Origin of the sequence: Streptomyces sp. sk2.1 (assembly GCF_008120935.1) — a bacterium.
GTDB lineage: Bacteria > Actinomycetota > Actinomycetes > Streptomycetales > Streptomycetaceae > Streptomyces.
The window spans coordinates 40,024-55,229 of record NZ_RDBO01000037.1 but is presented as its reverse complement, the minus strand read 5'-3'; the positions used below and the strand labels follow the sequence as shown (position 1 = coordinate 55,229).

The following is a 15,206-nucleotide window of genomic DNA, read 5'->3' as shown; positions in this document are numbered from 1 at the left end:
GCTTCGACGAGAGCGCCCGGGACGACTACATCGTCCAGACCTTCTTCGACATCGAGGGCGGGCTGGACACCACCGCGCTGCGCGAGGCCGGACGGGCCCTGCTCGCCCGGCACGCCAACCTGCGCTCCGCGTTCTGCCAGCGCGCCGGCGGCGCCGAGCGTCCGGTGGGCGTAGAGCTGGAACAGTTCGGCGACCAGCAGCGGCATGGACCAGCCGTCCAGCAGGATGTGGTGGTTGGTGAGCACGATCCGGTGGCGCCCGTCGCCCAGCCGGATCGCCATCAGCCGGATCAGCGGCGGCCGGGCGAGGTCGAAGCGGGTGGCGCGGTCGGCGGTCGCGGTCTGCTCGAACCGTTCGGCGGCGTCCTCCTCGCCCAGTCCGCCCAGGTCCAGCTCCCGCCAGGGGAGTTCGACCTCGGGGAGGACCACCTGGACCGCGCCGCCGGCGCGCTGGCAGAACGCGGAGCGCAGGTTGGCGTGCCGGGCGAGCAGGGCCCGTCCGGCCTCGCGCAGCGCGGTGGTGTCCAGCCCGCCCTCGATGTCGAAGAAGGTCTGGACGATGTAGTCGTCCCGGGCGCTCTCGTCGAAGCCCGCGTGGAAGAACAGGCCCTCCTGGAGCGGTGCCGGCGGGACGATGTCCACCAGTTCGGGGAACCGGGCCTCGAACGCCTCGATCTCCCGCTGGCTCAGCGACACCAGGGGCAGGTCGCCGGGGGTGAGTCCGCCCGCGCCGGGTGCCTCGGCGTGGCGCACCAGGGCGGTCAGTGCCCGTTCCCAGGTGTCGAGCAGGTCGCGGGCGTCCGGCTCGCCGAGCAGGGCCCGGGGCCAGGAGAGGGTGGCGGACAGGCGCGGTCCGTCGGGGTGGTCCTCGGTCAGCGCGTTGATCTGGAGCGCGTGCGCCAGGGGCAGGTCGCCGTCACCGCCGCCGCCGAGCACGCCCGACTCGGGTGCCGGGGCCCACTCGCCCGGTGTCCCGTCGGTGGTGGAGGCGGCGGGCAGCCGGCCCAGGTAGTTGAAGGCGATCTGCGGGTGTGCGGCGCGGGCGAGTTCGGCCAGGGGGCCGGAGGTGTCCTCGTTGAGGTGGCGCAGCAGCCCGTATCCCATGCCGTTGTCGGGCACCGCGTGCAGTTGTTCCTTGATCCGCTTCAGGGCGGCGCCCGCCTCCGGGCCGCCGTCCAGCGCGGCCGCGGTGTCCGTCCCGGTCAGGTCCAGCCGGACCGGCCACATGCTGGTGAACCAGCCGACGGTGCGGGAGAGGTCGACGCCGTCGATCACCGGTTCCCGGCCATGGCCCTCCAGGTCCACGAGGAGTGCGCCGTCCTCGCCGCCGCGGCGTCGCCGCCAGTCGGCGACGGCCAGGGCGAGGGCGGTGAGCAGTACGTCGTTGGCCCCGGCCCGGAAGGCGGCGGGGAGCGTGGTCAGCAGCGGCCCGGTCACCTCGGGCGGCAGGGTGAGGGAGAGCGCGTTCGCGGTGCGCGCCACGTCCCGGGCCGGGTCCAGCGGGAGGTCGGTGAGCGGGGCGTCGGGCTCCGCCAGGGTCCTTTGCCAGAAGGGGAGTTCGTCCGTCCGGGTGCGGGCGGCCTCGGTCAGGCCCTGGGACCAGCGGCGCAGCGAGGTGGGTACGGGTCCGGGCGCGGGGGTGCGGCCGGCGGCCACCGCCTGCCAGGCCTCGGCCAGGTCGGGCAGCAGCACCCGCCAGGACACCCCGTCGACGACCAGGTGGTGCAGTACGAGGAGGAGCCGGCCGGGTTCCCCGTCGGGGGTTTCGAACAGGACCGCCTGCATCATCACCCCGTCGTCGGGGGCGAGTCGGTCGCGGGCCGCCGCGGCCTCCCGGTCGAGGTCGGCGAGCGGGGCGCGGCGCAGCAGTGCGGCGGCCCGGACCGCGCCGCGCGGTGCCACTTCGAGCGACCAGTGCCCGTCCCGGCGGGTCAGTCGCAGCCGCAGGGCGTCGTGGTGGTCGAGCAGCGACTGGAGCACCGCCGCCAGGGGGCCGCTCTCCAGTCCGGCCGGGGTGGTCAGCAGCATGGACTGGCTGAACCCGTCGACCGGACCGTCCAGTTCGCGCAGCCAGTGCACGATCGGGGTCAGTGGCAGCTCGCCGATGCCCGCGTCCGGGTGCTCGGCGACGACGGGTGCGCGGTCGGTGTCCGATGCGGCCAGTGCCGCGAGGCCGGCGACGGTCTTCCGGGTGAAGACGTCGCGCGGGGTGAAGACCAGTCCCTCCTTGCGGGCCCGGCTGACCAGTTGGATGGAGGAGATGCTGTCGCCGCCCACGTCGAAGAAGCTGTCGTCCACGCCGACCGCGGGCAGCCGCAGCACCTCGGCGAAGAGCCGGCAGAGGGTTTCCTCGACGGCGGTGCCGGGGCCGCGTCCGCCGGTGGCGGCGGCGAAGTCGGGGGCGGGCAGCGCCTTGCGGTCCACCTTGCCGTTGGGGGTGAGCGGCAGCGCGTCGAGGGTGACGAACGCGGTCGGCACCATGTATTCCGGCAGCCGGTCGCGCACCAGGTCACGGACGTTTCCGGCGAGGTCGCGGACGGTCACCGGGGTGTTGGCGTACGCCGCCGGGCCGTCGGGCGGGGCCGGGCAGGTGCCGTGGAGGGGCCGGTCGGCGGACGCGTCGGCGACCAGCACCACGTCGAAGGAGTCCAGTGCCTCGGGGCCGGAGCAGGTGAGGTGGGCCCGGTAGCCGTGCCGTGCGGCGAGGGCGCGGAAGGCGTCCGGTTCGATCGCGGCCGGTCCTTCGGTGAGGGTCCGGCGCACCTCCTCGGCGTCGGCGCCCGAGTCCAGCGCGCGCATCGCGCGGACCTCGGGGGCGGTCCGGGCGTTGGGCACGGCGGTCACCCGGAGCAGTTCGGGGCCGTCGGCGAGCCGGGCGGCGACCTCCTCGACGTCGCGCACCTCCGCGCCCCAGGCGACGGCGGGGGCGTCGGCGGCCGACAGGGGGTCCACCGGCTCCTTGCGCAGCACGGCCGCGTACCGGTAGCGGCTCAGCTCGTTGTGGTACGAGGCACCCTTGAGCTGGATCTCGACGGCGCCGATGCCGTCGATCACGGACGGCAGCGCGGCGAAGTACTCGGGGGCGAGGAGCAGTTCGTTCTCGGCCCGGACGCCCCGGTCGACCGCGGTGCGCAGGGTCCCGGCGTCCGTGCCGGGTTCGGCCCCGGCCAGCCGGACCCCGGTCTGGAAGGCGCGCTGGAGGCGCAGGTCCCGGATGTCGCCGGCGTAGACGGCGCCGCCGGGGGCGAGCAGTTCCACGGCCCGGCGCAGTACGTCGGTGAAGTACTCCGCGTGCGGGAAGTACTGCACCACGGAGTTGATGACGACGGTGTCGAAGTACCCCTCGGGCAGTCCGTCGAAGTCGTGTGCGGGCTGGGTGCGCAGGGTGACCCGGTCGGTGTGCTCGCCGTGCCGTTCCAGGGCGCGTTCCAGGTTGTGGACGGCGACCGGGGACAGGTCGGTGCCCCAGTACTCCTCGACGTGCGGCAGCAGCGGGGCGAGGAGCAGGCCGCTGCCGACGCCGAGTTCCAGGACCCGGCGCGGGCGCAGGGCGCGGATCTGCTCGACGGTGTCGTCGCGCCATGCGCGCATGTCGTCGAGCGGGATGGGCCGTTCGGTGTAACTGCTGTTCCAGCCGCCGAAGTTCTCGCCGAAACCGCCTGTCGCGGCGTGCTCGGTGTACATCTTGTCGTAGAGGTCGGACCACTCGGAGACCGCTTCGAGTTCGGTGGCCTCGTCGCGTTCGGCGGCGGGCACCAGATAGGCCACCAGCCGCTTGTCGCCGGGCCGGTCCTCGCGCACCACCACGGCGACCTGGCCGACCTGCGGGCTCCGGGCGATGGCGGCCTCGATCTCGCCCGGTTCGATGCGGAAGCCGCGGATCTTCACCTGGTCGTCGGCCCGGCCCAGGTACTCGATCTCGCCCGCGGGGTTCCAGCGGGCGAGGTCACCGGTGCGGTACAGCCGGCCGCCGGGCGGGCCGAAGGGGTCGGCGACGAAGCGTTCGGCGGTGGCGCCGGGCCTGCCGAGGTAGCCGCGCGCCACCCCCGCGCCCGCGATGTACAGTTCGCCCGCCGCGCCGACCGGTACGGGGTGCAGTCCGGCGTCCAGTACGTAGACCCGCATGTTGTCCAGCGGGGTGCCGATCGGCACCGAGGCGGGCACCTCGGCGTCCGGCTCCAGTCGGTGCCGGGTGGCGAAGGTGGTGGTCTCGGTGGGCCCGTAGCCGTCCACCAGCACCAGGCCGGGGCAGTGCGCGAAGACCCGTCGGACGGACTCGGCGGGGACGACGTCGCCGCCGGTCCACACCTCGGACACCCCGGCCAGGGCGCCCGGCTTCTCCTCCGCGAGGAGCCGGAACAGGCCCGCGGTCAGCCACAGACCGGTGACCCGGTGCCGGGCGATCACCTCCTCCAGGGTGGGGATGTCCAGTTCGGCGGGCGGCGCGACCACGACCCGGCCGCCGGACAGCAGCGGCACCCACAGTTCGTAGGTGGCGGCGTCGAACGCCTGCGGCGAGTGCAGCAGCACCCGCCGGTGCGCCCCGGTCCCGAACGAGCGGTCCCGGGCCAGCGCGGCGACGTCGCGGTGGGTCACCCCGACGCCCTTGGGCACCCCGGTGGAGCCGGAGGTGTACATCACGTACGCCAACTGACCGCTGTGCGGCACCGGTTCGGGGTCGGTGGTGACGGCGTCGCCGTACGGCTCGCCGCCCACCACCAGGGTCACCACACCGGTGAGGTCCCCGCTCACATGGGCGGCGTCGGCCAGCACGACGCCGGTGCCGGTCTCGCCGATGATGTGCGCGAGCCGTTCGGTCGGGTAGCGGTCGTCCAGCGGTACGTACGCGCCGCCCGCCTTGAGCACGCCCAGGATCGAGACGACCAGGTCGACGGAGCGGTCCTGGAGGATCGCCACCGGCTCCTCGGGGCGGATGCGCATCCCGGTCAGCCGGTGCGCCAGGGCGTTGGCGCGGGCGTTCAGTTCGGCGTAGGTGATCTCCTCGTCCCCGAAGCCGACCGCGATCGCGTCGGGGGTGCGGGCGGCCTGCTCCGCGAAGAGTTCCGGCAGCGACCGGTCGGGCAGCGGGTTCTCGGTGTCGTTCCACTCGTGCAGCACCCGGTGCCGCTCGGCGGGGCCCAGCACCCGGGCGGCGCCCAGCGGGCGGTCGGGTTCGGTGGCGAAGGTCTCCAGGAGCCGCCGGGCGCGGTCCGCGACGCCCCGCGCGCTCTCGCCGTCGATCAGGTCGTGGCGGTAGTCGAGGCGCAGGTGCATCCGGCCCTCGACGACCGCGGCGAAGAAGGTCAGTACGTAGTGTGCGGCGTCGCGCCCCTCCAGGCCGAGGATGCGCAGGCCGTCGCCGATGGTGCCCTGGAGGGCGTCGGGGTCGACGGGGTAGTTCTCCAGCACCATGTTGGTGTCGAACAGCTCGCCGGTGCCCACCAGGTTCTGGATGCTGCCGAGCCCCAGGTGCTGGTGCGGGAGCAGGCGCACCTGCTCGTCCTGGACCCGCCGGAGCAGGTGTGCCAGCGGTTCGTCCGCGCGGGTGCGCACCCGTACCGGCACGGTGTTCACGAAGAGTCCGACCATGGACTCCATGCCGGGCAGTTCCGGGGGCCGACCGGAGACCGTGGTGCCGAACACCACGTCCTGACTTCCCGTCAACTCGCCGACGAGCACGCCCCACACGCCCTGGACGACGGTGTTCAGGGTGAGTCCGAGGCTCCGTGCGGAGGCCACCAGGGCGGTGGTCTCCTCCTCGGTCATGGTGACCACGAGCTTGCTCGGCACCACCGCGGTCCGTTCCGGGTCCGCGGGGGCGACCAGGGTGGGCCCGGTGACCCCGTCCAGCGTCTCCCGCCAGGCCGCCATCGCGGCGTCCCGGTCCTGCCCGGCCAGCCAGTCCAGGTAGTCGCGGTACGGCGTGGCCGGGGCCGGTTTCGTCGCGGGGTCCGCGTAGGTCGCGAAGAGTTCGCCGACCAGGATCGCGGTCGACCAGCCGTCCAGCACGATGTGGTGGTTGGTGAGCAGCAGCCGGCAGCGCTCCCCGCCCGTCCGCACCACGGTCAGGCGCAGCAGCGGCGGGCGGTCCAGGGCGAACCGCCGGGTGCGGTCCTCGTCGGCCAGCCGGTCGAGTTCCTTCTCACGGGTGGCCCCGTCCAGTCCGGACAGGTCGTGCTCGACGACCTTGACCGGTACCTCGCTGAGCACGGCCTGGACCGATTCGCCGCTCCTGCGCTGGCGGAACGCGGTGCGGAGGCTGTCGTGCCGGTTGATCACCCGGGTGGCGGCCCCGGTGAGGCGGTCGACGTCCAGCGGGCCTTCCAGGTCGAAGGCGAGCTGCACGGTGTAGACGTCGGTGCCGTCGTCGTACATCGAGTGGAAGAGCAGCCCCTCCTGCACCGGAGACAGGGGCAGTACGTCCACCAGGCGGGGCTTCATCAGGACTCCCAATCGCTGAGCAGGTCGATCTCGAATTCGTCGATCTCGTCCTGGCTCATGGCCACCGACAGATCGGAGGGGGTGACGCCGCCGGCGTCGGGCCGTTCGGCGTGCCGGGCCAGCGTCGTGAGCGCCCGGAGCCAGGTGTCCACCAGGTCACGGACGTCGGACTCGGGCAGCAGGGCGGACGGCCAGGCGGTCACCACGGACAGCCGCGCCCCCTCGGCGCCGTCCTCGACCAGGGCGCTGAACTCCAGCAGGTGGGCCAGCGGGATGTCCGGGTCGACGCCGCGGGCGGCGCCGGACAGGGCGTCGTCGCCGATCACCATGGCCCAGTCGGTGTCCTGCGCCGCGGGGAAGCGGCCCAGGTAGTTGAAGCCGATCTGGGGGGCGGGCAGTGCCGACAGCTCCCGTCCGGCCTCGGGGTCCAGATAGCGCAGCAGCCCGTAGCCCAGGCCCTTGCCGGGCAGCGCGCGCAGTTGTTCCTTGACCTGTTTCAGGCCGCGGGCGAGCGCGTCGCCGTCCTCGGGCGCCGTCGCTCCCGCGTCCACCCGCACCGGGTGGAGGGTGGTGAACCAGCCGACGGTGCCGGAGACGTCCAGGGACTCGGCGGTGTCCCGGCCGTGGCCCTCCAGGTCGAGCAGCACCTCGGTGCCGGCGCCGAGGCCCAGCCGCCGCCGCCAGTCCGCGAGCGCCGAGGCGAACGCGGTGAGCAGTACGTCGTCGACGCCGCAGGAGAACGCCGTCGGCAGGGTGCCGAGCAGGGGTGCCGTCGCCTCCGCCGGGAGGGTGGCCACCAGGTGGCGCGAGGTGCCGAGCACGTCCCGGGTCCGGTCCAGCGGGCGTTCGCCGAGCAGCGGGTCGGGGCCGGCGAGCACGGCCCGCCAGGTCGGCAGCTCGGCCTGGAGGGCGGGTTCGTGGGCCAGGGCTGCGATGTTCTGCGCCCAGCGCCGGTAGGAGGTGCGCACCGGGGTCAGGGCCGAGTCGTCGCCGGTGTTCCAGGCGGCGGCGAGGTCGGCCACCAGGATGCGCCAGGACACGCCGTCGACGACCAGGTGGTGCGCGACCGTCAGCAGCAGTCCGGGCCGTCCGGGTCCGGCGTCGAACCACACCAGCCGGATCATCCGGCCCTCGTCGGGCACGAGCCGGACCTCCGCGGCGTGGCCGTCGATCACGGAGTCCAGCTGGTCGGCCGGGACCGCGGAGACGTCCACCCGCAGCAGGCAGTCGGCCGCGTCCAGGGTGCCGGGTTCCTGGGCGGTGAGCGTCCAGCCGCTGCCGTTGGCCGCGTACGTCCGGCGCAGCCGCAGGACGTCGTGGTGGTCGAGCACCGCCTGGAGGGCCTCGGTCAGCCGGTCGGGGCCGGGGTCGGCCGGGACGCGCAGCAGCATCGACTGGGTGAACCCGGCGGACGGGCCGCCGCGTTCGCGCATCCAGTGCACGATCGGCGGTACCGGTATCTCGCCGGTGCCGACGTCGGCCACGTCGGCCAGCGCGTCCACCGTGTCGACGGGGCGGGCGACGGCGGCCAGCGCGGCCATGCTGTCCTGCTGGAACATGTCGCGCGGGGTGATCAGCAGCCCCGCCTTCCGGGCCCGGCTGACCAGTTGGATGGAGACGATGCTGTCGCCGCCGATCGTGAAGAAGTGGTCGTCGGGGCCGACGTGCGGCAGTCCGAGCAGTTCCTCGACCAGGCCGCAGAGCAATCGCTCCGCGTCGGTGCCGGCGGTCCGCTCCGAGGGGGCGGCGAGCTGCGGCTCCGGCAGTGCGGCCCGGTCCAGTTTGCCGCTGGGGCCGAGCGGCAGCCGCTCCAGCTCCACGAAGGCGGCCGGGACCATGTAGTCGGGCAGTGTCGCGGCGGCGTGGGCGCGCAACTCCTCGGTTTCGAGGGGGGTTTCGGGGTTCCCCACCACGTAGGAGACGATCCGTACGATGCCCGCCCGGTCCTCGCGGGCGAGGGTGACGACCTCGCGCACCCCGGGGAATCCGGCCAGCACGGCGTCGATCTCGCCCGGTTCGATCCGGAAGCCGCGGACCTTCACCTGGCTGTCGGTGCGGCCGAGGTATTCGAGCTCGCCGTCCGCGGTCCAGCGGGCCAGGTCCCCGGTGCGGTACATCCGCTCGCCGGGGGCGCCGAAGGGGTTGGCGACGAACCGTTCCGCGGTGAGTCCCGGGCGGCCCAGGTAGCCGCGGGCCAGGCCGGCCCCGGCCAGGTACAGCTCGCCGGTGCTTCCGACGGCCACCGGTTCCAGTGCCGCGTCCAGGACGTAGGCGCGGGTATTGGTGACGGGCCGGCCGATCGGCGGTGCCGAGTCGACGTCGAGGCCGGGGTCGGCGTACCAGGCGGTGGCGTACACCGTGGCCTCGGTGGGGCCGTAGATGTTGGCGATCCGGACGCCGGGGAGCGCCGCGCGGATGTCGTGGACCAGGTGTGCGGGCAGTGCCTCGCCGGCCAGGACGACGGTGCCCGCGGTGGCGGGCGGGGGCGACTGGGCCAGGATCGGTGCCACCGCCGAGGGGACGCCGCTGATCAGCGTGCCCGTCCAGGAGCCGTCCGGCCGGTCGAGGAGTGCGGTGAGGTCGCGGACGATGTCGACCCGGCCGCCCGCGAGCAGGGTGCCGAACAGTTCGAAGACGGAGACGTCGAAGTTGAGCGAGGTGGAGAAGAGGGTGCGGGCCAGCGCGTCGGGGCCGAGCGCCCGCCCCGCCCACAGGGCCAGGTCCACCGCCGAGGCGTGGGAGACCACCACGCCCTTGGGCCGGCCGGTGGAACCGGAGGTGTAGATGGCGTACATGGCGTGCTGCGGCAGCAGCGGCCGGACGCGTTCGGTGTCGGTCGGATTGTGGTCGGGCAGGTGGGCCGTCGGCAGGTCCGCGAGGTCGGTCAGGACCAGGGCGGGTGCCGCGTCCGCGAGCATGAACGCGATCCGGTCGGCCGGGTGGTCGGGCGAGACCGGGAGGTAGGCCGCGCCCGCCTTGATCACACCGAGCACGGCGACCACCAGGTCCGGGGTGCGCGGCATGGACACCGCGACGAAGTCCTCGGGGCCGATGCCCTGCCGGATCAGGTGGTGTGCCAACCGGTTGGCGCGGGCGTTGAGTTCGGCGTAATCGAGGGCGTCGCCGGTCCGGCCGGCCGCGGTGACGGCCTCGGCGTCGGGCGTGCGGTAGGTCTGGAGCTCGAACAGGGCGGGGACGGTGGTCGCCGGGAGGGGGCGGTCGGTGCGGTTCCATTCGACGAGCACCTGGTGCCGGTCGCCGGGGCCGTCGAGGGCCAGTCTGCCCAGCGGCGTCCCGGGGTCCGCGGTGGCCGCGTCGAGCAGCCGGACCAGCCGGGCGGCCAGCAGGTCGGCGGTGTCCCGGTCGAACAGGTCGGTCGCGTACTCCAGCACTCCGTCCAGACCGGCCGGGGCGCCGTCGGCGGCGCGCCGTTCGGTGAGGTCCAGGGTGAGGTCGAACTTGGCGCTGCGGCGCGGGACGGGATGGGGCCGGACATCGAGGCCGGGCATCCGCACCTCGGTGCCGGGGTCCTCCTGGAAGGCCAGCATCACCTGGAACAGCGGGTGGCGGGCGAGCGAGCGGGGCGTCCGGAGCACCTCCACCAGCCGGTCGAACGGCACGTCCTGGTGTCCGAAGGCGGTCAGGTCGGCCTCGCGGACCCGGTCCACCAGCTCGCCGAAGCCCGGGTTGCCGGAGGTGTCGGTCCGCAGCACCAGTGTGTTGACGAAGAAGCCGACGAGGTCCTCCAGCGCCTCGTCGGAGCGGCCCATGACGGGGCTGCCCACGGGGATGTCCGTGCCGGCTCCCAGCCGGGTCAGCAGTGCGGCCAGGCCCGCCTGGAGCACCATGAAGACACTGGCTCCCCGTCTTCGCGCCAACTCCGCTATACGGGTGTGCAGTTCGGCGTCCAGGGCGACGTCGACGGTGTCCCCGCGGTGCGAGGCGACCGGCGGCCTGGGCCGGTCGGTGGGCAGCTCGATCCGGTCCGGCAGCCCTCTCAGCACCTCGGACCAGTGGGCGAGTTGTCCGGCGAGCCGGCTGTCCGGGTCGTCCTCGGCGCCCAGCAGCCCGTGCTGCCGGAGGGTGTGGTCGGCGTACTGGACGGGCAGCGGCGTCCAGCGCGGCGCGCCGCCCGCCCGGCGGGCGGCGTAGGCGGTGGCGAGGTCGCGGGTCAGCGGTCCCAACGACCAGCCGTCGCAGGCGATGTGGTGGACCACCAGCGACAGCAGATGCTGCTCGGCGGGTTCGCCGTCGGCCGCCCCGGACGGTGGCGTCCCGATCAGTTCGGCACGCCACGGCGGCTCGGCCGACAGGTCGAAGCGGGTCGCGGCGGCCGTCGCCAGGATCTCCGCGGCCTCCTCGTCGTCGGCGGCGCGGCGGACCACGAGCGTGGGCGCCGTGGCCACCGGCGAGTCCAGCACCACCTGGTGGGGCACCCCGTCCACGTCGGGGAAGACGGTGCGCAGGCTCTCGTGCCGCCGGGCCACGTCGCCCAGCGCGAGCCGCAGCGCCTCCCGGTCCAGCCGGCCGGAGAGCCGCAGCGCGAAGGGGACGTTGTAGGTGCCCGGCGAGGGCTGCCCGGACTCCAGCCGGCTGAGGAACCACAGCCGGCGCTGCCCGGCGGAGAGCGGCACCCGTTCGGGGCGCGGTTCCTGCCCGGCGGCCGGCTCGCCGGTGGCGGCGAGGCGGTCGGCCACCACCCGGGCGATCTCCGCGAGCGGGGCCGGCTTCAGGAGGTCGGTGTGGGACCGTTCGACGAAGTGCACCTCGATCCCGCCGTCCACGTACGGCTGCCAGGTCTGCGGTGTCGGGGAGAACTCGACCTTGTCCAGGGTCGCCACGAAGAACAGCATGTCCCCGGTGAAGCGCCGCGGCCGGTACCGTCGCATCAGCTCGCCGGCCTCGCCGTAGACGCGGGCCATGGCGGTGATGTCCTGCTCGCCGAGGCCGGCCAGGGCGCTGTCGAGTTTCCGCAGCAGTTCCACGACCCGCTGGAACTCCAGCGGTTCCGGGCCCAGTCGGCGCCGGTCGAAGCCGGCGAAGTCGAGCAGGGTCGCCATGATCTCCTGCTCGTCCAGCGGCGGCAGTTCGAGGCCGGGGTAGGCGTCCAGGACGGCCAGCAGGCCGACCTCCTCGCCCTCCTCCTGGAGCCGGGTGGCGATCGCCTGCGCGACCACACCGCCGGAGGACCAGCCGAGCAGGTGGTACGGGCCGGCCGGCTGCGCCTTGCGCATCTCGGCGATGTACGCGGCGGCCATCTCCTCGATGGAGTCCGGCGCGGCCGAGGCGTCCCGCAGACCGTGGGCCTGGAGCCCGTAGATCGGGCGTTCGGCCTCCACGTGGCGCAGGAAGCCGGAGTAGATCCAGCTCAGTCCGGCGGCCGGGTGCACGCAGAACAGCGCGGGCAGTTCGCCGTGCGGGCGAAGCGGCAGCAGGACGTCGAGCGAGCTGTCCCGGTCGCCGTCGCGGGCGACGTGCTCGGCGAGACCGGCCACCGTGGGCGCGGCGAACAGCGCGGCGATGCCGACGTCCACGCCGAAGGCGGCGCGGATCCGGCCGGCGAGCCGGGTGGCGAGCAGCGAATGGCCGCCGAGGTCGAAGAAGCTGTCGTCGATGCCGACCCCGGGCACGTCGAGCACCTCGGCGAACAGCCGGCAGAGGATCTCCTCCTGCGGGGTGCGCGGGCCCCGGCCGCCGGAGGCGGTGAACTCCGGGGCGGGCAGTGCGCGGGCGTCCAGCTTGCCGTTGGCGGTCAGCGGGAGGGAGTCCATCGGCACCACCGCCGAGGGGACCATGTGGTCCGGCAGCGTCCGGCCGGCGAACTCCCGCAGCCCGTCCAGGGATTGTCCGTCGGCGGGCACCGCGTAGGCGACCAGCCGCCGGTCGCCCCGCTGGTCCTCGCGGGCGATCACGGCGACCTGGGCGACGGCCGGGTGTCCGGACAGCACCGACTCGATCTCGCCCGGTTCGATCCGGAAGCCGCGGATCTTGACCTGGGCGTCGGCCCGGCCGACGAACTCCAGTCGGCCGTCCCCGGTCCACCGGGCCACGTCGCCGGTCCGGTACATCCGGGTGCCGGGCGGCCCGAACGGGTCGGCCACGAACCGTTCGGCGGTGGTGCCGTGGCGGCCCAGGTAGCCGCGGGCCAGGCCCGCGCCGGAGACGTACATCTCCCCCGCCACGCCCGGCGGCACCGGCCGCAGGGCGTCGTCCAGGACGTGGACGGCGAGGTCGGGGATGGGCCCGCCGATGACGCTGCCCCGGCCCTCGGCGGCGACGGCCGCGTCGAGGGCGATGTGGGAGACGTGCACCGTGGTCTCGGTGATGCCGTACATGTTGGCCAGTACCGGAGCGGTGTCGTCGTGCCGCGCGTACCAGTCGCCCAACCGCCACAGGTCCAGCGCCTCGCCGCCGAACACCACGGAGCGCAGGGCCAGTCGGGCGGAGAGTCCGGGGTTCTCGGCGTCCGCGCGCATGAGCTGGTAGAAGGCCGACGGGGTCTGGTTGAGCACGGTCACCCGTTCGTCGACGAGCAGCCGCAGGAACCGTTCCGGGGAGCGGCTGGTCGCGTGGGGCACCACCACGAGCCTGCCACCGTGCAGCAGCGGGCCCCAGATCTCCCAGACCGAGAAGTCGAAGGCGTAGGAGTGGAACATCGTCCAGACGTCGTCGCCGTCGAAGCCGAACCAGTGCCGGGTGCTGTCGAAGAGCCGCACCACATTGGCGTGCGGGACCACGACGCCCTTGGGCCGGCCGGTCGATCCCGAGGTGTAGATGACGTACGCGGGCGTGGCCGGGGTCAGGGGCGCGCCGCGGTCGGCATCGGTGGGCGCGCTCGCCGGGCAGTCGGCGAGCGCCGCCCCGGTCCGGGGGTCGGCGAGGTCCACGGTGGGTGTCCCGGACCAGTCGCCGCCGCCGACGGTCACGACCAGGGCCGGTGCCGCGTCCGCGAGCATGAACGCGATCCGGTCGGCCGGGTAGTCCGGGTCCAAGGGCACATACGCGGCACCGGACTTGATGACCGCGAGCAGTGCGACGACCATCTCCGCCGAGCGCGGCACCGCGAGCGCCACGAAGCCCTCGGGCCCCGCCCCGCGGGAGATCAGCAGGTGCGCCAGCCGGTTGGCCCGCTCCTCCAGCTCCGCGTAGGTGAGTTCGGTGTCCTCGAAGGAGACGGCGACCTTCTCCGGCACCCGGGCGGCCTGTGCGGAGAACAGCTCCGCCAGGTCGCCGTGCGCCCCGCCGCGGCGGGCCGGGGCGGCGGGGCCCGGCGGTTCGGCCGCCCCGGCCGGGTCGATGCGGCCGACGAGCGCCTGCGGTCCGGCCGCCGCGAGCCGGTCCAGGAAGGCCAGGAAGCGTTTCTGGTGCGCCTCGATCAGCTCGTCCGGGTACAGGTCCGGGTTGGCGTCGAAGTCGATCTGGAGGCCGTCGGCGTCACCGCGGTCGTAGACGATCACGGACAGGTCGTCGGCGGGGCCGATGCAGAGGTTGTGGACGGTGCTGCGGTGCGGGCCGAAGCGCAGGTCGTAGTCGAACATCATGATGTTGACCTGCGGGCCGATCAGCCGCTGGTCGTCCTCCAGCAGCCGCAGGTCGCGGCGCAGGTCCTCGTACCGGTAGCGCTGGTGGCGCATCGCCGCGCGCATCCGGCCGTGGGTGTGCGTCAGCAGTTCGGCCACCGTCATCCCCGGGCGGGCCGACAGCCGCAGCGGCAGCACGTTGGAGACCATGCCGGGCACGGACCGGGCCGCCCTGCCCAGCCGGGTGGTGACGGGCAGCCCGAGCACCACCTCGGACTGGCCGGTCATCCGCTGGAAGTACGCGGCGCTCGCGGCCGGTACCAGCGCCGGCCACGGCACCTCCGCCGCCCGCGTCAGCTCCCGCAGCCGGCGGGTGCTCGCCGCGTCCAGCCGTGCCGTGCGCCGGGCGAGCCGCCGTGCCGTGCCCGGCCGCGTCCCGGACATGCTCACCGGCTCGGTCCGGCCGGCCAGTTCGGCCACCCAGTGATCGCGGTCGTCGGTGAACCGCTCGGACCGGCGGTACTCCTGGTCGAGGGCGACGAGTTCGGCCAGCGGTGCGAACGGGGTCGGGGGCACCTCCTCGCCCGCGACCAGTGCCGTGTACACCGCCGCCACCCGCCGGGCGATCATCGCGACGGTGAAGCCGTCGACGGCGATGTGGTGGTAGTGGTGCAGCCAGAACCAGCGGTCCGGTCCGGCCCCGAACAGTGCGAAGCGGAAAAGCGGTTCGGCCGTCAGGTCGACGGTCCGCGCCAGCGAGGCGCGCATCCGGGCCTCGGCCGCGGCCCGCGGGTCCGCCTCCCCGCCGAGGTCCACGACCTCCAGCCGCCACTCCCGGGCGGGCTCGACGAGCTGGCGCGGCCCGTCCTCGGTCTCCACCACCCGGACGCGCAGCGCGTCGGCCTCGCCGACCACCCGTCGCAGCGCGGCCTCGAACAACCCGGTGTCCACCGCGCCGTGGATCTCCAGGTACTCGCCCGCGTTGTAGACGGTGTTGGCGGGGTCGAGCCGCTGTGCGTAGAACATGCCCGCCTGGGCGGCGGTCAATGGCAGGAGGGAGTCCCCGTGGACAGACATGCGCCCTCTAACTCTCGACTGTTTGGCCGGGCGACAGGTGGTCGGGCCTGTGGCCGGGCGGGGTCGGCTGAGCGCACACGGACACCGTCGTCAGGGGTGACGAGGTCGGTGACGACGACGATGCGTGTGCGGGGCAGGCGTGATGCGTGGGGGGCCCACCGCTTTCATG

2 protein-coding genes are annotated in these 15,206 nt (G+C 74.0%); both read right to left on the bottom strand.

Translation table 11 applies throughout. The annotated features are described in order from the left end of the window. Positions 1-6,440: non-ribosomal peptide synthetase (locus tag EAO76_RS14280; RefSeq protein ID WP_148836317.1), on the bottom strand; the 6,440-nt coding region annotated here is incomplete at its 3' end. Further along, positions 6,440-15,037 (bottom strand): non-ribosomal peptide synthetase, encoded by an 8,598-nt coding sequence (locus EAO76_RS14275; protein WP_148836316.1) that lies wholly within the window; start codon positions 15,035-15,037, stop codon positions 6,440-6,442. The genes EAO76_RS14275 and EAO76_RS14280, both read right to left, overlap by 1 nt. Positions 15,038-15,206 lie beyond the last annotated feature (169 nt).

Coding starts and splice junctions, on each gene's coding strand:
- EAO76_RS14275 (WP_148836316.1), bottom strand. CDS start 15,037: ATGTCTGTCCACGGGGACTCCCTCCTGCCATTGACCGCCGCCCAGGCG.